Source organism: Streptomyces sp. NPDC012935 (assembly GCF_042900345.1).
Taxonomy (GTDB): Bacteria; Actinomycetota; Actinomycetes; order Streptomycetales; family Streptomycetaceae; genus Streptomyces.
In genome coordinates, this window is record NZ_JBIBBC010000012.1 from 244,868 (window position 1) to 262,728 (window position 17,861).

17 protein-coding genes and 1 pseudogene are annotated in these 17,861 nt (G+C 68.1%); 11 read left to right on the plus strand and 7 right to left on the minus strand.

Annotated features, from left to right (window positions below; translation table 11 throughout):
- Positions 1-106 precede the first annotated feature (106 nt).
- A complete protein-coding gene (locus tag ACFY5C_RS27525) occupies positions 107-469 on the plus strand; it encodes a hypothetical protein (protein WP_389448546.1) in 363 nt (120 codons plus the stop codon).
- A 46-nt stretch (positions 470-515) separates the two neighbouring features.
- The gene (locus tag ACFY5C_RS27530) at positions 516-761 is read left to right on the plus strand and encodes a response regulator transcription factor (RefSeq protein ID WP_389448549.1); all 246 of its coding nucleotides are present in this window, start codon (positions 516-518) and stop codon (positions 759-761) included.
- Positions 762-918: 157 nt separating this feature from the next.
- Here the strand turns inward: ACFY5C_RS27530 and ACFY5C_RS27535 are convergent, their stop codons facing one another.
- Positions 919-1,545: a hypothetical protein gene (locus ACFY5C_RS27535; protein ID WP_389448552.1), complete on the minus strand. Its 627-nt coding sequence runs from the start codon at positions 1,543-1,545 to the stop codon at positions 919-921.
- Between the two features lie 613 nt (positions 1,546-2,158).
- Here ACFY5C_RS27535 and ACFY5C_RS27540 point away from each other — a divergent pair.
- Genes ACFY5C_RS27540 through ACFY5C_RS27550 form a run of 3 tightly spaced genes read left to right on the plus strand, consistent with a single transcriptional unit; the run spans position 2,159 to position 3,589 of the window.
- Complete coding sequence (locus ACFY5C_RS27540) at positions 2,159-2,476, plus strand: hypothetical protein (RefSeq protein WP_389448554.1); 318 nt, start codon at positions 2,159-2,161, stop codon at positions 2,474-2,476.
- 13 nt (positions 2,477-2,489) lie between these two features.
- Positions 2,490-2,846: a hypothetical protein gene (locus tag ACFY5C_RS27545; RefSeq protein ID WP_389448557.1), complete on the plus strand. Its 357-nt coding sequence runs from the start codon at positions 2,490-2,492 to the stop codon at positions 2,844-2,846.
- Positions 2,819-3,589 carry a hypothetical protein gene (locus tag ACFY5C_RS27550; RefSeq protein WP_389448560.1) on the plus strand — a complete coding sequence of 257 codons (771 nt, stop codon included), beginning with the start codon at positions 2,819-2,821 and terminating at the stop codon, positions 3,587-3,589. Before ACFY5C_RS27545 ends, ACFY5C_RS27550 begins: the two co-directional genes overlap by 28 nt.
- A gap of 155 nt (positions 3,590-3,744) precedes the next feature.
- Here ACFY5C_RS27550 and ACFY5C_RS27555 read toward each other — a convergent pair.
- A pseudogene (locus ACFY5C_RS27555) lies at positions 3,745-3,957 on the minus strand (XRE family transcriptional regulator); the annotation flags it as partial.
- The gene (locus ACFY5C_RS27560) at positions 3,947-4,123 is read right to left on the minus strand and encodes a helix-turn-helix domain-containing protein (RefSeq protein WP_389448632.1); all 177 of its coding nucleotides are present in this window, start codon (positions 4,121-4,123) and stop codon (positions 3,947-3,949) included. The pseudogene ACFY5C_RS27555 and the gene ACFY5C_RS27560, both read right to left, overlap by 11 nt.
- A gap of 313 nt (positions 4,124-4,436) precedes the next feature.
- Between ACFY5C_RS27560 and tap the strand changes: the two genes are divergently transcribed.
- The 6 genes from tap to ACFY5C_RS27590 all read left to right on the plus strand — a co-directional run bounded on the left by tap (position 4,437) and on the right by ACFY5C_RS27590 (position 11,646).
- Positions 4,437-6,650 carry a telomere-associated protein Tap gene (tap, locus tag ACFY5C_RS27565; RefSeq protein ID WP_389448562.1) on the plus strand — a complete coding sequence of 738 codons (2,214 nt, stop codon included), beginning with the start codon at positions 4,437-4,439 and terminating at the stop codon, positions 6,648-6,650.
- 10 nt (positions 6,651-6,660) lie between these two features.
- On the plus strand, positions 6,661-7,218 hold the full coding sequence (gene tpg / locus ACFY5C_RS27570; protein WP_389448565.1) for a telomere-protecting terminal protein Tpg: 558 nt from the start codon (positions 6,661-6,663) through the stop codon (positions 7,216-7,218).
- 650 nt (positions 7,219-7,868) lie between these two features.
- Positions 7,869-8,846 carry an ATP-dependent endonuclease gene (locus ACFY5C_RS27575; RefSeq protein WP_389448568.1) on the plus strand — a complete coding sequence of 326 codons (978 nt, stop codon included), beginning with the start codon at positions 7,869-7,871 and terminating at the stop codon, positions 8,844-8,846.
- A 140-nt stretch (positions 8,847-8,986) separates the two neighbouring features.
- A complete protein-coding gene (locus tag ACFY5C_RS27580) occupies positions 8,987-9,358 on the plus strand; it encodes a hypothetical protein (protein ID WP_389448571.1) in 372 nt (123 codons plus the stop codon).
- 364 nt (positions 9,359-9,722) lie between these two features.
- Entirely contained in the window at positions 9,723-11,048 is a 1,326-nt protein-coding gene (locus tag ACFY5C_RS27585; RefSeq protein ID WP_389448578.1) for a hypothetical protein, read from the plus strand.
- 208 nt (positions 11,049-11,256) lie between these two features.
- Positions 11,257-11,646, plus strand: coding sequence for a hypothetical protein (locus ACFY5C_RS27590; protein WP_389448581.1), 390 nt, complete (start codon positions 11,257-11,259; stop codon positions 11,644-11,646).
- 217 nt (positions 11,647-11,863) lie between these two features.
- Here ACFY5C_RS27590 and ACFY5C_RS27595 read toward each other — a convergent pair whose 3' ends face one another.
- The 4 genes from ACFY5C_RS27595 to ACFY5C_RS27610 all read right to left on the minus strand — a co-directional run bounded on the left by ACFY5C_RS27595 (position 11,864) and on the right by ACFY5C_RS27610 (position 17,518).
- Positions 11,864-13,012: a hypothetical protein gene (locus tag ACFY5C_RS27595; RefSeq protein WP_389448583.1), complete on the minus strand. Its 1,149-nt coding sequence runs from the start codon at positions 13,010-13,012 to the stop codon at positions 11,864-11,866.
- Positions 13,013-13,104: 92 nt separating this feature from the next.
- Positions 13,105-13,278 (minus strand): hypothetical protein, encoded by a 174-nt coding sequence (locus ACFY5C_RS27600; protein WP_389448586.1) that lies wholly within the window; start codon positions 13,276-13,278, stop codon positions 13,105-13,107.
- A 563-nt stretch (positions 13,279-13,841) separates the two neighbouring features.
- The gene (locus ACFY5C_RS27605) at positions 13,842-16,511 is read right to left on the minus strand and encodes a Helicase associated domain protein (RefSeq protein ID WP_389448588.1); all 2,670 of its coding nucleotides are present in this window, start codon (positions 16,509-16,511) and stop codon (positions 13,842-13,844) included.
- Entirely contained in the window at positions 16,508-17,518 is a 1,011-nt protein-coding gene (locus tag ACFY5C_RS27610; protein WP_389448591.1) for a hypothetical protein, read from the minus strand. The genes ACFY5C_RS27605 and ACFY5C_RS27610 overlap by 4 nt, the downstream gene beginning before the upstream one ends.
- Positions 17,519-17,861: the final 343 nt, after the last annotated feature.

Here is a 17,861-nt window from a genome sequence, read left to right on the forward strand (position 1 = left end):
CCGACTCACGCCCGGTGCCGAAGGGATGCTGCGGAGTGGCCGAGTCTGGACAATCTGCCTGCACCTGTCGTGGCCTGCCCCGGCGGCCGGCATACCGATCCGCATCATGCTGGTCGCGCCGGAGAAGCTGACACGACACGGGCTCGAGGCGGTCATCACCTCCGCGGACGGACTGAAGGGCGTTGCCGAGGCCGCCACCCGCAAGGAAGCGCTGCCCCGAGCCCAGGCGACCCGTCCATCCGTGATCGTCATCGAGCTACTTGCGCACGACGACCTGCGGACAATGTCCGCACTGCATACAGCAGTGCCCGGCTGCGCCCTGCTGACGATCATCGCCGCCGACGCCTTGCCGCAGGCCCCCATACGAACCTCCTCGCCAGCGGAGTCACAGCCAGTCTGTCCAAGGACACCGACCCCAGCCGGCTACGTGATGCCGTCCGGCAACGTGCCAACGGCGAGACCTTGTTGACCCCACCCTCACCGCCTCCCTGCGCCGCCTCGCCGAACAGCGCAGCATGCTCACTCCTCGGCAGCGGCAGATCCTCTCCCTCGCAGCGGAAGGCCACTCCAACCACGCCATCGCCGAGGAACTGGTGCTGTCGGCAAGGACCGTGGAACGACACATGTCGTCGATCCTCAACCGGCTCGGCGCCGGCAACAGGACCCCGCCATGCGACGGACGGTGCAACAACAAGATCGAGGTGAGACGGCGGATCACCCGCACAGGCCGGATGGGACACGATGACTCGCCCGCCGCGTAGGTGTCTCATACGGCGGCGTCGCCACTGCCGTGCACCAGCGGCTGGTCGAGACCGGACGTGTTCGCTGCGACGGCCAGCTCATCCGCGGCGAGGTCCGCATCTGGCGCTTGGCGCGGACGGCAGGGCCGGGTCGGCACCCGCGTCCGCACACCGGCTGTCAGTGGTCGGCCCGCGCGGGCTGTGCCTCGCTCTGGGGTGCATCGGCCGGCTTGGGAGCGGTGTAGAAGACGGACCTGCCTTGCTTGGTGCGCTCTGCCTGGCTCTTGGCCACGAGTCCTTCGAGCGTGACCCGCACGACCTTGTCCGCGAACTGGCGCTCGGGGTGGGCCTGGCCGAGCGCGGCGGAGATCTCCGCGGCCGAGCGCGGTTCCTTCAGCTCCAGGAGGTGGCGGCGAATGAGCTCGACCAGGGTGGGCTGGGCCGCCTTTGCGGCATCCGCCGCCTTGGCCGCAGGCTTCTTAGGTGCCGTCTTCTTCGGTGCGGCGACAATCTTCTTGGCCTTCTGTTTCCGGCCGCGCGCGGCGGAAGTCTTCTGCCGGGGGGAGGGCACCGCGGCGCTCTCGGTTTCTGCCGCGGGCTGGGCCTGCGGCTGGGTGATGCCGAGTGCCTGCTGCACGTTCACCAGCACCGTGTGGTCGTGCTGCACCGTGGCGAGCTGCTCTTGCAGGGACGCGATCTCCGCGCTGATACGTTCCTGCTCTTTCACGTTGCGTTCGAGGTCGCCGGTCACCTGGGCGAGGTACTGGGATGTCAGTTCTGTGGCGGGGGCTGCGGTCTCGGGCATGGAGCGGACCTTTCCTCGGCGCATGAATGTCCTGTGCGGCTGTGCCACCTGTGCGTGGCGCGCCTTGTGGGCGAGGTATCGGCGGCCCGGCAGGGCGCCGCAGGTGCCGCAGGATGCCTCGGCGTACCGATGGTACGGACGAACAGCGCTGGTTGTTCGTGCCAGGTGGTGTCTTCTTACTCTTGAGACAGTCTCACAATGCGCATGCCCGGTGTCTGCGAGGCAGTCCCGGCGAACGTGACTCGGCCTGAGGCGGGGGCAGTTGCCGGAACAGTTCGTGGGTCTTTCGGATGTGCTGCCATGTCTCCAGGGTGCGTGCACATCGATATCGAGTCGTGGCCAGGTGACGAGCCTGATGCCGTCGGTGCCCGCCCGTCTTCGTACGTCATGTCCTTCTGCGGCCTCTCGGCTTGGGGTCGGTGCTGGTGAGAGTCGGTGGTGGTGGTCTGGTGGCTGGTGTTTGGTGCTGGTCAGTGGGGTGTTGAAGGTAGGGCTGGCACTGTCATGAGGCGAGAGCCTGATGGGCGGGGCGCTGTCGTGAGGCTTTATCTGATGGTGGGTGATGCTGTCTCAGGTTCGTGAGTTCTGATGCGGTGGGGCGGGCGGGGCCGGTGTGATCGCGGGGTTGATCAAGGGCGAGGGCTGTCACACCGTGCTGCGCCGCGAGCCGATGCTCTCCTCCCGAATCTTCATCTGGCAGCACTTCACTCGCCTCACCTCCAGCGAGGTCCTGGAGGCCATTCCCCTGTTCCACCCGGTCTGGGCAAACGCGGACCCCGACGACATCACCTTCGCCGACAGCCACGCCGCGCACGGCAATTTCCGCGCGCGGGCGCAGTTGAACGCCCACACCCGCACCGCCCTGGCACGCACCGGCCGCCCCCGCGTGGACCAGGAGCTGCTGCGCTGGGCCTTCAGCCGCCTCGCCTGACCACCACGCCGCCATGGCGCCCGCCGCGCCACCGCCGCCCGTCATCGTGGTCATCGACCCGGGCGACGACGCGATCCATACGCACACCGCCCTGGTCGCTCACCATCCGCCGTCCGGCCGGGCCACCCTGCACCCCGGCCCGGGCACCACCAGCGAAACCGGCCTCGCCCACGATCTTCTGGCCGCCCTGGGCAAACCGCCCCTGCTCCCGGGCCGTTTCTCCGCTGGCCGTCAGCCCGCCTGGGAAGCCGCCGCCTCCTGGATCACCGCCCTGCCCGTCACCCGGCTGACCGTCCTGCGCGCCCACCGCCTCACCGCCCGCCGCACGATGCGCCTCCTGGAGTGCGCGCCCTCACCGGCATCCACCTGATCCTGGTCTGCCACCGCCCGCACTTGCCCGCCGCCCTGCACCAGGTGCTGCAGAGGGCCGACTACTGCGTCACCGCCGTTCAGGCCGCCCGGGGCCACTACTACGGCCCGGCCGCTCCCGTACCCCCGCCTGCGGACGAGCCCGCCCTGCGGGCCTGGCGGTGGCTCACTCTGCCCGCGCTGGGGCGCCTGGTCTCCAACGACAGTCCCGCCCCCTGCACCGGCCCGTGCACACCGCCGCCGATCGCCTTCCGGCACAGGCCGCCACCCACGCCCCTCACTGAGCAGACAGCCCAGGATGCTGCCCGGCGCCTGGCCGCTGTGACTGCCCATCCCCGCTTGGCCGCCGCTCTCGCCGCTGCGCTCTGCACCGGGGCCTCTCTTCAGCAGCTCGCTACCGCCCGCCTCGGCGACTACGACGATGCCGCGGCCACCCTGGCCCTGCACGACCGAGCCCGCTACACCGACGGCTGCGCCTCGCACGGGGTGCCGCCGTGGGCGCGGGTCTTCCTGAAGGCCGCCGTGTGCTTCGCCCAGCTCGCGCCTGGCCAGGACCAGCATCTGCTGGCCGGCCCCCACGACCGCGCCCACCTGCTGCGCGTGGCCGAGGGCGCCAGGCTGCGCCCGCCCCAGCCGCCCGCCGACCAGCGCACCGGCCGTATCCAGTGGGACTGGCGTGAACGCAAGGAAGCACAGCACTACGACGGGATGCTGACACGGCACCAGATCCCGCCCTCGCGCTGAGCCCGAACCTGGTGCACGGTCAGCCGATGGAGAAATCGGCGAACTCCACATCGGTGAAGGCGATCCCGAGACCGTGGGCACGCAGGCCTCCGTCCCGGGAAGTGGGCATGCCCCAGGGCTCGGGCGAGGATCACCATCTGCTGCTGCTCACCTCCGCCGGCGTCCCGGGCGGCGAACAGCTCGCGGGCCACTTCTCCTGACAGGTACTGGGCGATCAGCCGTACCCGCGGATCGTCCGATGAGCCTGCCGGAGCGGCGAATCCGAACCGCGCCCTGGTGTGGAGGACAAACCCGTCGGCCTCGGCTCGGGCCCGCTGGCGGGCGCGTACCCGGGGCTGCCACTGTGCCCTGACGGCCTCATCTATCAACTATCAACCCCGCATGCACAGCACTGGGACGGCGGCGCATTCCCGGCCGGGTGGTCACCCACCTCTGTACCGTGCGCTGGGAGATCCCCAGGAGGACCGCCACGTTTTTCGTGGAACCCTTCTCCGCCTTGAGCAAGAAACGCACAGCGGCGTCACCCGTAGGCACGGGACGGGTCAACAATGCTCGTTCGAGCCTACGATCTCACCCATGCCTGCCTCCGAGCGTTCTCCACCGCGGCGGTTGGTGCACGGCGGCCGTCTGCTATCCCAGATCTCGCACACCAAGGCGCTTGCCCTGGCCAGTTCAGGCATAGCCAGGACACCACTGCCGACCCTCGGCTAGGACCTGAAGCAACCCACCCCCTGAGGGTGTCCTTCTGGGGGCAATCTGAATTCCCCACCATCATCTACGGCATCCGTACGCGTTTAGTACGCGAAATGTGCGCTTCACGCTAGGGTTGCGGGACAGGAGGTGCTGCATGTCCGAGCTGTTCGACGCGGTCGACGCGCTCATCGCGTCCCGCTCTGCGTTGCCGCCCCCGGCGGAACGAAAGCGGCTGCGCCAGGCGCACGGCCTGACGCTGGACGAGGTGGCCGCCGCATTGCAGGTACGGCGGGCGACGGTCAGCGGCTGGGAGGCCGGCAAGACCGAGCCGCGGCCGCCGGAGCGCGACGCCTACGCCCGCCTGCTCGAGCAACTCGCCCAGCTCTACCCCGCCAACGCTCCGGTGCCCCACGGGGACACGGCGATCCCCAAGCCACCTGCCGCTCCTGCGCCGTCGGCAGTTGAACCGGCCCAAGCCCGCACCGCACTCACTGGCCCGGCTGCGGAGCCTGCGAACACCGCACTCCGCCCCGCTGCCCCTGCCGCTGTACCGCGCCCGGCGGTCACGACCAGGCCGACGTCGCGCCGTCCAGCCGCGAAGAAGGCCGCACCCGCAGGCACCCTGGCGGGTGGCGCCGATCCGCGTTTCGAGAACGGTCCGCTTGCGGTCGTCGACGTCGACGTAGATGGTCAGGTGCTGGCGTACTGCGTCGGCGGCCTGGTCCTGGACGTACCGGCGAAGTCGATTCCGGCCCTGGTGGAGTGGACGCTGCGCGAAGGGCGGCTCGGCCAGCCTAAGTTGTCCGGGCCGGGCAAGGACGCCGACCCGCTGATCGTGCTGACCGAGGCCGCGTGCGAGCACTACGGCCTGCCCATCACGCTCAGCAAGGAGGAGCGCCTGGCCGGACGGATCCCGGAAGGCCACAAGGCCATCAAGCAGGTGACGCGCGCCAACTGGCAGCTGACCAAACGCGGCTTCGGGCCGTGGGCGCGGATCTACCGTCCCGCGCAGGGTTCGGAGCGATCCTGCGTGCAGTTGTGTATTCCGTCGTGGGACGCGCTCGACACCCGGCACTGGGCCGGTGCGGGGCAGCTGCCGCCGGCGGACCTTGCCCGGCTGCTGGGCACGTATGCGGTTCGTGTGATGACGCCGCGCGGATCGGCCGCCGTGACCGGTCTTGAGCTGATGACCGCCCTGCACCCGCCCACCCGCGCCTCTGAACCGGACGCGACGGGTAAGCGGCACTCCGAGCACAACCCCGGCTCGCTGGGCAAGGATCCGGTGGACTGCGCGCCGTGCGAGGCCCCCGAAGGGCACCCGCTGCTCGCCGACCTGCCGCGCTTCCACCAGCGCGGTCCTGCGGAGATGTTGGTGGAGGAGGCGTACGACTGGGCGCGCCCGCTCACCGACGCCGAATGCCTTCGCCCCCACCTGGTGGGCATCGACGTGAACATGGCCTTCGCCGCCGGCGCGAACGGCCTCACGGTCGGCCTGGGCGCGCCGACGCACGTCAAGAACCTCGTCTTCGACGCGAAACTGCCCGGCTCCTGGCTGGTCGACCTCAGCCACGTCGACCTGTCCCGCGTGAAGCTCGCAAAGGAGTGGACGGACCTGGACGGCGAGCTGCTGCCAAGTCCGTTTACGCCGAAGGGTGACCGCCCGGAGGGGCCGGCCTGGTATGCCACGCCCACCGTCGCCTACGCGGTGGAGCTCGGCTACGACGTCACGCCGGTCGAGGCGTACGTCCGCTACGACAACGGCCGCTATCTGGACGCCTGGTACAACCGGCTGCGCGACGCCTACCTCGCCACGATGGCCGACCTCGGAGTGGGCGCGGACCTGCCTCCGGAGGAGTTCCTGAAGGCGATGGACGGCTACCGGCAGCGTGACCCTCAGCTGGCGATCGTGGTGTCCGCAATCAAGGCGACCGTGAAGGGCGGCATCGGCAAGCTGCGCGAGCGCCCGCGCGGGGAGGGCTGGAAGCCCGGGCAGCCGTGGCGGGCCCTCGCCCGGCCCACCTGGCGCCCGGACATCCGCGCCGCCATCATCTCCCGGACCCGGATCAACATGCACCGCAAGATCGTCAAGCACGCCGCCTTCACCGGGCAGTACCCGGTGGCCATCCTCTCGGACTGCGCCGTCTACGCCTCCGACGGGCCGTCGCCGCTGGACTTCCTGCCCTACCGGGACGGCAAGCCGCTGCCGGGCGGCTTCAAGCTCGGCGTGAACCCTGGGCTGGTGAAGTGGGAGGGCACCCAGAGCGTGCTGTGGGGCGAAGGCGTCCGCGAGCAGTTCAACGCCCCGGAGCTCAACCTCGCCCGGTACATCAAGGACGGCACCGTCACCGACCAGGACACGGGGGAGTAGGTAGAGCGCGATGAGCATGTTCGGCAACGGCCTGGACGCCGCGGTGCAGAAGGCGTTCACCCGCCCGGCGCCCAAGAGCGCGCCCGCGCAGATGCGGTACCTCGTCAGACAGTTCAAGGGCACCAAGGCGGTCGCCCAGATGCTGCGCATCTCCCAGCGCACCGTCGAACGGTACGTCAAGGACCAGATCAAGAAGCCCCGCCCGGACCTCGCCGCCCGCCTGGAGGCCGCGGTGAAGAAGCGGTGGCAGCCGCAGATCCGTGCCAAGGCACGGCAGAAGGCGGCGACCACCGGCGGCATCGTCATCGACACCCGCGCCCGGATCGGCTACACCGCGCCGATCGGGACGACGGACGAGGACCGCCTCCGGCACTTGACCGTGGCGCTGCCGCCGCAGTACGCCGCCCGCCTCTTCGACGCCCAGGAGCAGGGCGCCGCCGACCAGCAGCTCCAGCAGATCGCCGCCGAAGCGCTCAAGGAGGTGTACTTCCAGGACAACGGCCGCCGCGCCGGCCAGCTGGAGGAGGTCCGCTTCACCGATATCGAGCACCTTGAGTTCGACCTGTAGATCCCGAACAGCCCGCGTACTCGCCGGCGGCATGAATCGGGACACCGCTGTCAGTGTCGGGATTCATACTGGCGGATTAAGCCATAACACGCTTTCGCACCTGTCCCGTCTGGCACAGGTTGCACGCCGCGCGGAACAGACAAGGGCAACGTGGCCCTTGGAGGGGAGTGCCATGCTGGTGACGTCAGTGGAGATAGAGACGTTCCGCAACATTACGAACAAGCAGGCCATGGTGGTCGATCCTCAGGTCACGTGCCTGATCGGCAAGAATGAGTCGGGCAAGACGACGATCCTCAAGGCTCTGAATCGGCTGAACCCGGCCAACAACGCGGACGACTTCCATGTCACCACCGACTACCCGCGACGGCACCTGTCCAGGGACCGGCGCTCCAAGAACCTCGACAAGGTCGCTCCCGTGACGGCCATATTCGCGCTGGAAGACGCGGACATCGACGCACTTGAGGAAGTGGTCGGCGTACGCCCGCCGGCGGGCACCTACGTCAAGGCGTCCCGCCTGTACGACGGCAGCCTCCGAGCCGAGGTGTACTGCACCCTCGAGGACGTCCTGAGTCATGTCTTCGAAGAAGCCGGCGTCGACAACACTGACGACCGGGAGGCCATCGCCGGGGGACCACACGAGCATCGAGGCCGTGAGTGCCGCGGCAAAGGCCCGGGCGAGGGAAGTGGGCGCTGGCAAGAAGACGGCCCGGGTCAAGGCGATCGAGAAGGTCCCGGCCGAGCTGGACCGGCACAAGCAGTACGTCGAAGAGGATCTCGACCCCGAGCAGCTGATCGATCTGCTCCCCCGGTTCTTCTACTTCTCCACCTACGAACTGCTCCCCGGCGAGTGCGACCTCCACGCGCTCGCTGAACGCGCGAAGGCCAAGCAGTGGGAGCGGGGAGACGAGACCATGATGTCCCTGCTCCGCCTTGCCGGCGAGGGGCCGGAGGACTTCCTGGACGAGGACTACGACAGCCGCAAGGCCGAAGTCCAGGCCGCCAGCCTGGACCTGAGCGACCAGGTCTTCGAGTACTGGAAGCAGAACGACGCCCTCACCGTCGTCTTCGACACCGACCTGATCGCCATGCCCCCGGACCCCAACGGCCAGCCGCAGCCCCACCACCGGCTTCTCAAGATCGAGCTGCGCGACGACCGCCATGGCGGCGTGGAGACTAACTTCTCCACCCGCTCCACCGGCTTCCAGTGGTTCTTCTCCTTCCTCGCCGCGTTCAGCGCCTACCGCGACACCGATGAGCGAGTCGTGGTCCTGCTCGACGAACCGGGCACCAGCCTGCACGGCGAGGCCCAGGGCGACTTCCTCCGGTACGTCTACGGTCAGCTCGGACCCAAGCAGCAGGTCCTTTACACCACCCACTCCCAGCACATGATCGACCCCACGCGGTACGAGACCATGCGCGCCATCCACGACCAGGCGACCCGCGAAGACCCGAGTCTGGGCGTCGTCATCACTCGGTCAGCCTGTCCGCAGACCCCAAGACGATCCTGCCGGTGGAGGCGGCGCTCGGATACTCCGTGTCGCAGCACCTGTTCCTCGGCGCCGGTCCGCTCCTGGCGGTGGAAGGCAGCAGCGACTTCATCTTCCTCATGCGCATGTCCGACTACCTGATCAGCCAGGGGCGCACCGGCCTCGATCCCCGGCTGGCCATCATCCCGGTCGGCGGCATCGGCAACATGCCGGCCTTCGTCGCCGTCATGGGACGCTGACTGTCCGTCCGTGCGCTCATCGACGGAGCCGAGACGACCAAGGTGACCACCAAGGTCCTCAGCGCCGCTCAGGCCGCCAACGTCGACGCCACCCACATCACCGTCATCGGCCAACTCGAAGGGCTTCCCGAGACGGCCGACATCGAGGACCTCTTCTCCACCAAGGACTATCTCTGGCTCCACAACAGGGCTACCGAGCTCACCATCAACGAGGAAGACCTGATCACCCCCGACAAGCCCCTCCCGATCCTCAAGCGCATCGGGATCGCCAGGGAGAAGCAGCACAAGCCCCGGGACTTCGACCACGTCGGACCCGCACACCAGCTCAGCCGCGACAATGACGCCTTCTTCGAGCAGGCCGATGACGAGACCCTCGACCGCTTCGAGACGGTCTTCAAGAAGCTCATGGCCTGAATCTGCCGACAGCATGAGACCCCGGGAAACTGCCATGACGTCCCGGGGTCTCGCGCATGGAATGGGTGTCCAGCTGGTTCTACGCCCGCGAACGACCGGCGTCACGCCCAGTCCACTCCCAGCTCCACCAGCGCGGCACGCTGTACGCCCGTGAGCTTGTCCCGGCGGGCCCTGAGGTCGAAGACCCATACGCCCAGCTTCACTCTGCGTTGCCCCTGGGGACGCCGTGGTGGCCCCGGCCGAACTTGCCTCTGGCAGCGGACGAGCCGGATGACGGCGCTTGGTTGACGATCAAGTACCGGCGGTCCGGGCAATTCGGTGGAAGAGGGAACCAGCGAACGAAGAGAATGTCCAGGTGCCTCCGATGCTGATCGACATGCCGTCCGACCGTCTGGACGTGCTGATCAAGCACCCCTTCCACCGCGAGACGGGTGAACGGCTGATCGGGTTCATTCGCGATCTGCGCGAATGCCGGACCCCGGAGGACTATGTAGCGTTCCAGCAGGACTTGCTGCACGCGACTCTTGCCGCGAACGACGCGCGGGCGGAGCGATCACGGGTGATCAAGAGGCTTAGGAGAGGGCAGAAGCTTCCGCCTGATGCTCCAGACCTTGTGATCGGCGATCCACACGACCTGGACGACTGGCGGCTGGAACTGGACGTCTTGGAGCGTGTAGGCCGACAGCTGCGCTCGATCGGTGATGCCATGGCCTGGCAGGCCTTCTACTACGACCGCCGCCACATACTCGCCCTGCGTCGCAACGAGTCACCGGGGCCGATAACCCTCAGCAAGGACGGCACTGTCCACGAGATCCAGTTCGCGGAACAGCAGTGGAGCGAGCATCGGCAGTTCGCGATGCTGCACGACCTCACCGACTGCCTGCGCATCGGCGACGTGACCGTGTTCGGCAAGCCCGACCAGAACAACGAGCAAGACATCCTGCTGTACGAGTTGAAGACCAACCCGAACCGGCGGGAGGGAGCGCAATTCCAGCGCACCCGGATGGCAGCCGGAGCACTTCACGAGGGTGGCCGGCTCCCTGGGCACGAGAATGCCCGCCTCATCGACACGGGCGTGCCTTACGCCACCCACCTCTCCGCTCTCGCTGACGTTTTCGCCCACGCCCACCGCGACGGGCTGAAAACGATGCGGGTGCCCGGGCAGCGCGGCCTGCTCGCCCTCGACATCCCCGCCGCTGGCAACAAATGGGGGTCCCAGGAAGCCACACGACAGTTTGAAGCGCAGTACGCAGCGCTGCTGCGCCGCTCCCGGCTGACCGGACAGCGCGTCTGCTACGGCAGCGGGGACAGCGCAGCCCGCAACTACCTCACCGCGCCGTGGGGCATCTATCCGCTGCAGCCCGCGCAGTGCGCCGGACTCATCGCCGATGTGCTCGTCTTCACCGTGACGCTGTCCTCCGACAACCTCGTCGAAGAACTCCGAAGGGCCGGGCTGGACGTCCGGTGGGTCCTGCCCGAAGGCGCCGAGATCGAATCGTCGCATTCCCTCTTGGAGATCAACGGGCACGGCCGTCGGCTGCAAGTGGCGTGTGCCGAGATCGAGCGCTTGCTGCTGGAGCTTACGGACCTGCAGACCTGGGCAGAGGGCATCGACCGGCTGCTGGAGAAGACTGAAAGCCGCTGCCAGCCCTGGCCGTACTTCACCGAGGAACACAAGGTGTGGGCCTGACGGTCTTCCGTGCGTCGACGGGCAACTTGTGCGCGTCAACGATGGCCCGGCTCGTACAACTGGATGCTCTGCGAGCTGTTCGGGCTCAGTGTCCAGGCCGTCACCCGTTACACCGCTACCGGGCCCGAATCGGCGCCGCAGCCGGTGAAGCCGCCTGCGATCTCCTGAACAGGCCTCGGCAGTAGGGGACTTCGGGCACGGTGGTGACATGGACAAGGGGATCTGGCTTTTCACCACGAATGGCGAATGGCAGCAGGCGGAGGATCCGCTCGCTCCGCACGAGCATCTGGACGACTGGGATGAACAGAGGAAGGCGGTCGGCTACTCGTCCTGGACCAGGTTTCCTCAGCAGGACACGACCCCTCTCGCACTGGAGATCTACCGGGGGCCGGACACCGGGCCGGGTCCGCTGTTCCTGGTCAACGTCACCACCGACTCCTTCTACGAGACGGTCTGCGCCGAGAGCGTCCCAGCGCTGATGGAGGTCCTGGCGCGCTGGACACCGGTCGTCCAAGGCGCAGCCATCGGCAAGCTGGCGGGAGAGCTCGACGACAAGGGCGTGATTCCCTCAGTAAGGCGACGTCTGGAGACCAAGTAAGGGCACCGCGCTGAACCCAGGTCGGCGGGGAGTCGCACTCCCCGCCGCACCACATGCCTCACGCCCATTCGGCATGAAGCAACGCCTTCGACTGCAGTCCGTATCCGGCCGTATGACGGCAGAACAGCGGATGCCGTTCCCTGGCGCAGTCCGCCGTACTCTTGCCAGCCCCATACGGCCGAGGGCACGCCGAGCCGGTACAGGCGTGGTGACAGAGTCATCCGTCCTTGAGCCGGCGGATCTCTTCCTGAAGTTCCCTGATGTGCTGCTGGGCGGCTTCATGCCGAGCGCTCAGCAGACTGAGCTGGTCGCCGGGGTAGGGGGAGGAACGCAGAGCATTCTCGTACAGCTCGAACAGGCGCTCATGCGCGTACTCGGAGAGCGGCACACCGTCCTCCCGGACTGTGCGCATCAAGTCCTCGATGAACGACCGCGGGGGGACGCGCTCGCCATTGAGATACCGGGAAAGGGAGCCGGGATCCACATAGGTGCGGGCGGCGTAGCGTCGCATCGACATCTCCAGCGAGGTGAACAGCGAGCGCAGTGCGTCAGCGAGTTCCCGCATCTCGGGCCGGATGCTGCGGTTCGTGAGGGCCTCGCGTCTGTCGATGAGCCCGATGTACTGCTGCTCCTTGACCGTGCTGGACTCTTCCTCTGCCGGCCGGACAGGCAGACGCGTGCGCCTCACGGAGGCTGAAGGGCGGGGCGTTGCGGAGATACCGGTTCCGGACACGTGACGCCGGGCGAGCTCCTGCGAGGCGATCTGGTGCCACATGTGCAGGAAAGCGCGTTGCGCCTGTTCGGCGGTGACGGCGATCGGCACGTCCTGACTGAGCCATGACCGGTTTGCGTAGGCATGGCGCATGCATGCGAGCACCAGACAGGAGGTGACGTCGCGGCTAGGGAGACTGGCGCGCCCGGGGGCCAGCGCGTTGCAGAGAGTGGTGCGGCCCAGTCCTGCCAGGCGGGCGAGCTGGGTGTAGGAGGGCCTGCCGGCCCACAGTCTCAGCTGGCGCAGGGCTTCGACGAAATCTGCCGCAGACGCCGCTGTGCTCGCGGTGGGCGGCACAGCGGCCCAGGCGCCTGCCTGTGACGGCAGAGCATCTCCTTGCGCGAGCAGCCACTGTTCCATCCAGTGCTGCCGGTTGCCGTGGCACGCCGTCGCGTAGGCGAGAGTCACCTCGAGTGAGGGAAGCCGGTCGCCGGCGGCGGCCTTGGCGAGCGTGGTCACCGAGACCATGCCGTTGATCCGCCGGGACATGGCGTCGTAGGTCGGGTTTCCTGCTTGCCGGCGCAAAGCGCGCAGCTGCAGAGCGAAAGCGGCGAACGGAGCATCAAGGGCGATAGGTTTTTCAGGTCGTGCCATGGATGGCCGCACCCCTTTCCCGGTATGCGACAAGCGGCGGTGCCACCACTGGTGGCACCGCCGAAGCGGACATCAGACCGAGACGGGAAGGCTCAGGCGGTGCGCCCGAGTTCCCGGGCCGCGGCTCCCACGGCGATCACCGCGGCGATGGCTGCGCTGATGTCGTAGCCGAGAAGGACGAAGACGACGACGATGACGATCACCGGCAGGTAGCTGGGAAGGTCGACACTGCTGCCTTTGGGCAGGTGAATGCGGCACGTGTGCATGAAGAAAGATCCCTTGGTCCGGACATAGTTGAGGTGGCGTCAGGAGTTGCCGCTCGCGACGCTCGGTCCACTTTTGCAGGTGGACAACCCGGCCGACAGCAGATCGCCCGCCCTCGTTTTCCGGATGCGTACAGCCCCCGGGGCTGGCGTGTCCGCGCTGTGTACCCGGTTGTCCGCCACCGTGACAGCCCAGCCGGACAACCCCGCACATCTGCGCAGATCACAGCCTGTGTTGTCCGCAAACGTCCGCCGGGATTCGGCAGCACGTTGCGACTGTTGCAACACCTGCGCCGAACCGAAGCTATTTCCAGTCGCCGCCTTCTGGCTGAGAAGCCGGGCGACGCGGCCTGTTATCCCTTGGTCCGGACAGCACGCCGCAGCGTCGAGGGGAATTGCATCCGTTGCCGCGGATGCCCCGTGGGCGCCTGGGGACAGGAACCACCGCCTGCCTTCAGGCGCCACGCACCGCTCTCACGTTTCCTACTGGCTTCGGGGAGCCGGCCTCACCCTCACTCGTTATGGGCCACCGGCCACGGCTTGGCGGGGAGGCAAACTCGGCGCTGCTATGCCCATTCGACGCCCAGTTCCCGGAGTGCGTCGAGCTGTTCCTGGGTGAGTTTGTCCCGCCTCGTTTTGGTGTTGGAGACCCACACGCCAAGTTTCACCGCCACGAGATCCGGCTCGCCGTCGACGGTGATCTCTTCAGCGTGGCCGCGCGGGACAGGCCGGTGGGCGCCTTCCCGTTCGACCCACTGTGTGAGGGCCGCCAGGCCGCGCTGGAATGCCTGCTGCGCCTTGCCCGTGCCCTTCGTCGCACGGGTGGCCGCAGGGGCCGGAGATGGCGGCTGGATGGGCTTCAAGCCCAGCTGGGCCAGCCGTTCTTGTTGCTCGGTGGACAGCTGCGCCCAGGTGCTCGCCTCGCGTTGCCGTGCGAGCCATCGTCCGATGTCGTCGCCGTCCATCAGTACGCCCGGCTGGATCTCGGGCAGGACACTGTCGGCGTCGACCAGGTCGGCGAGCACGCGGTAGTGCCGCTGCCAGTCCAGCGGCCAGGGGCAGTCCCAGTCCGGGTCGATCGCCGTCAACTGCGCCGCGCGTACGGCGGCCCGCTCCGGGTCCTTCCCGAGGCCTCCCTTCCGGCGGAGGTTGGCCATGTGCTGCCCGACGGGCATCAGGCCGTCGGCCTCGCTCTCGCCCCACACCTGGTCCTGGCGCGGGGCGAGGTGCCCGGTGGCCCGCCGGTACGAGCGCAGCGCTGCCAGCTTGGTCTCCCAGGCTTCCTCGCCCGGCTCCCAGACCATCCCGGCCTCCGGCGCGTCGAGCAAAGTCTTGCGCCGTTCCTCCAGTTCCCCGGCCCGCAGGGCCTTGCGCTGCTGATGGACCCATCGCCCAAGCGGAAACGCCTTCGTCGCCCCGACTTCGACCTCGACGTCGTAGGGCACGGCGTAGAGGCCGGTGATCTCGTTCTCCTTCCGCCAGCGGATGAGGGCTTGGTAGCCCTCCAGCCACACCAGGGACTCCGGCCGATACACCCGGGTACGCAGGAACGCGGCGATCGTGGTGGCGTCGCGCGGGCTGGAGAAGTGGAGCAGTGCGGACTCAGCAGCGGCATCGGCGCCGTCGTCGTGCTCCTGGTCCTCGCCCACCTCGCCGTCGGCCCCGACGATCCGCCCGTCTTCGTCACGCCGGACGTGGATCTTGCGCTGTCCGTGGGTGAGGGCGCGGGAGGCGAGTTGCTCGACGAGTCGTTCATCATGACTGCGGAGGCCCTGCAAAACGGCTACAAGAGGGCGAAAACTGGCAGAGGCGACCATGTCGGTGGGGTCCTCGCCGGGCTTCAGGAACACGGGCACGATGATGCGGGCGATCTTCGTGCTGCCGTCGCGGTTGAGCCTGAGCGCGCGGCCGATGTTCTGCACGATTTCCACCTGGGAGCCGCGGGTGTCGGCGAAGCAGATGGCCTCGACTCCCCGTTCGCCGGTGATGTCGACGCCTTCTCCGAGCACGCGAACGCTGGCGAGGAAGGCGCGGTGGACCCGGCGGCCGGCCGCGTCGATGCCGTTGGCGAACTGCCGCAGCACCTCGCGTCGTTCGGATACGAGGTGGTCGCCGCACAGCCACGCCGACCACACCCGGTCCGGCGGCACGTGGCGGCCGGCCTCCAGCTCGTAGAACTCCGCGTCGATCGACGATGGGGGGAGTCGGCCCGCGGCCGCCAGGTCGTCGTCGGAGGCGTCGTTGATGTACAGCTCCGCGGCCGTCTCTGGCATCTTCTCCGCGAACGCCGCCGCCTCCTCCACCTTCTGATGGAAAGTCATCACAGTGCGCAAGTTGTGCGCGGCAGCGTGTTCCAGGAGCGCCGTCTGCAGCAGGGCCAGGCGCCGGCCCCGCTGCGCCTCCTCCGATTCCCCGAGGACCGGTGAGGGGTCGCGGATCTCCAGCACGTCGATCTCGAATCCGGCGAGGATCGCGCGTTCGATCGCCTCCGAGAGTCCCAGCTCAGCCAGCCACGGCCCGTAGGTCTGCGAGTCCTGGCCCATTGACGCGATCTCGAGTTCCTCGCTGTCCGCGTCTTTCTGCGGCCGGGGGGAAGCCAGGATGCGTGGGGTGGCAGTGAGGTAGAGCCGGAAGTCGGCGGGGATGCGGGCGTTGTCGTGGATCGCCGCCCATGGCCTGCCCAGATCGCCTGCGGTTGAGTGGGCCTCATCGATGATGGCGAGCGAAAAACTGTCCATCCGCTGCCCGTACAGGCGCTCTCCACCCGCCAGAGCGGCCTCCAGCGGTCCGCGAACGCGCCCCTGACCCATCGGGTCATCGAAGTCCTCGCGGTCCACGAGAGAGGCGTACGTGGCGAACACGATGACGGGCCCGTGCCCGGCCCACAGGGCGAGCTGGATCGGGTTCGTGGTGGTGCGCACCCTCAGCTTGTTCAGCACCGGATCGTTCTCCAGCGAGCACACGGCGACTATGGGGGAGCGGTGGCCCACCGCCCGCCACGCCTGGGCGGTCTGCACGAGCAGGTCCAGGGTCGGCACGGTCACGAGGATCCGGCCCTCGGGGAAGCACTCCAGCGCGCTCGCGGCAGCCATGATCGTTTTGCCGGACCCGGTCGCTGACACGATCGTGCCACGGGCACCCTGAGGGGGCACAGATGACCTTGCAGGGAATCCGACCCACTTACGGAAACTCGACTTCTGGTCGACCTGGTGTTTCTTGAGCGGAATCCTGCTCATCGCCCGTCCTCCTCACTCGTGTCGTAGAGCCAGCTGTTGTGAAGCCTTTCCAACGCGGTTTCCTCTTGGCCTTCCCGCGTCCAGATCCCTTCGAGCCAGGTCGGGGTGTTGTCGATCCTCTCGCACAGCACGAAGCAGGCGGGCAGGTCGATCAGTACGAGCTCGCCCGCGAACATGCTGCCGGGCCCGTAGCGGCGCCACAGCCGCTCCAGCCGCGCCCGGTGCGTTTGCAGGTAGGTCTCCAGCGCCCGTGGGTAGTAGATGTCCCGCTCCATCAACTGCACGGTGCACAGGGCGATGCGCACGACCTCCCGGGCCGACTCCTGGTCCCACTGCTCGGAGCTGGTGCCGGTCACGGCCGCGTAGTGCTGTCCGCAGATGTCCAGGACACGCTCGACAAGTTCCGGCGACGCCTCGTTCTCTTCCGCGGCACGGGCCGAAGGCCGGCCGACGTCCGTGAGCTCATCGGGCAGGGCACCGGTGCGGACGGCCGCCTCCAGGTCCAGACCGTGGTGGTCCAGGTAGGCCAGGAGGAACAGGGCCAGGGCCTGGCCGGGGTCGCTGGCGTGCTCAATCCCGGGCGGCTCGCTGGTCCAGCCGAAGGCGGCTTGGTGGGGCCGGGGGTGTACGCCGCTGGTGTGCGGGTCGGGGAAGGTGACGGCGCGGGTGAAGAAGTCGTCCAGGCGGCTGAGGAGTTCCGCATCCGGGTTGTCCGGCTCGCGGCCGCGCACGGTGGTGGCGTTTTCCAGGATGGTGGTGAGGTACCGCCGGCGGGCTTCCTCCTGCTGCCGGAGCTCGCTGGACGGGCTCTCCTCGACCACCTCCACCACGCGGTACATGCCCTGGTCCCCGTACAGGCCGTCCGGCTTCTCCAGCGCCTTGCGGGCCTTGGTGACGGCCTCCTCGACCGACCGCGCGTAGGCGTAGTTCGTCAACACCGACGCGCCCGGGTGCTCCGGATCGGTGCGCTGCGCCACGATCCGATAGCGGATCAGCTCCGGGTCCATCCCTGAATTAACCTCACGATCGTTTTCATTTCGCGCTTCCAGGCGCTTTTCGAAGCCCGACGGATTCAAAGTGTCCTCGCTTCCCGCGGCCCCGCCCGGGTGGTTGGTGGGTGTCCCGTGTTTCTGCCAATGGTACATGCTGCATCAACATGATGCACACGCTACACTGGAACCCGACATGAACGAGCGACCCCCTCCCTCGTAGTCAGCCCGGCCCGCGATAGCGGGCCCCAACGGTTCTGGAGGCGCAGCCGGAAGGACCGTCAGGCGGGGGAGCGCAGCGGACCCGCCGACCAGGCTGGAGCGAAGCGAAAGCCTGGTAGCGGGACGAAGTCCCGCCGGT

What these genes read in the sequence shown, in the direction of transcription:
- ACFY5C_RS27600 (WP_389448586.1), bottom strand. Translation starts at nt 13,278, where the DNA reads ATGCACACGTGCCGCATTCACCTGCCCAAAGGCAGCAGTGTCGACCTT.
- ACFY5C_RS27590 (WP_389448581.1), top strand. Translation starts at nt 11,257, where the DNA reads ATGGACAAGGGGATCTGGCTTTTCACCACGAATGGCGAATGGCAGCAG.
- ACFY5C_RS27595 (WP_389448583.1), bottom strand. Translation starts at nt 13,012, where the DNA reads ATGGCACGACCTGAAAAACCTATCGCCCTTGATGCTCCGTTCGCCGCT.
- tpg (WP_389448565.1), top strand. Translation starts at nt 6,661, where the DNA reads ATGAGCATGTTCGGCAACGGCCTGGACGCCGCGGTGCAGAAGGCGTTC.
- ACFY5C_RS27610 (WP_389448591.1), bottom strand. Translation starts at nt 17,518, where the DNA reads ATGGACCCGGAGCTGATCCGCTATCGGATCGTGGCGCAGCGCACCGAT.
- ACFY5C_RS27530 (WP_389448549.1), top strand. Translation starts at nt 516, where the DNA reads ATGCTCACTCCTCGGCAGCGGCAGATCCTCTCCCTCGCAGCGGAAGGC.
- ACFY5C_RS27605 (WP_389448588.1), bottom strand. Translation starts at nt 16,511, where the DNA reads ATGAGCAGGATTCCGCTCAAGAAACACCAGGTCGACCAGAAGTCGAGT.
- ACFY5C_RS27545 (WP_389448557.1), top strand. Translation starts at nt 2,490, where the DNA reads ATGGCGCCCGCCGCGCCACCGCCGCCCGTCATCGTGGTCATCGACCCG.
- ACFY5C_RS27525 (WP_389448546.1), top strand. Translation starts at nt 107, where the DNA reads ATGCTGGTCGCGCCGGAGAAGCTGACACGACACGGGCTCGAGGCGGTC.
- tap (WP_389448562.1), top strand. Translation starts at nt 4,437, where the DNA reads ATGTCCGAGCTGTTCGACGCGGTCGACGCGCTCATCGCGTCCCGCTCT.
- ACFY5C_RS27585 (WP_389448578.1), top strand. Translation starts at nt 9,723, where the DNA reads ATGCTGATCGACATGCCGTCCGACCGTCTGGACGTGCTGATCAAGCAC.
- ACFY5C_RS27535 (WP_389448552.1), bottom strand. Translation starts at nt 1,545, where the DNA reads ATGCCCGAGACCGCAGCCCCCGCCACAGAACTGACATCCCAGTACCTC.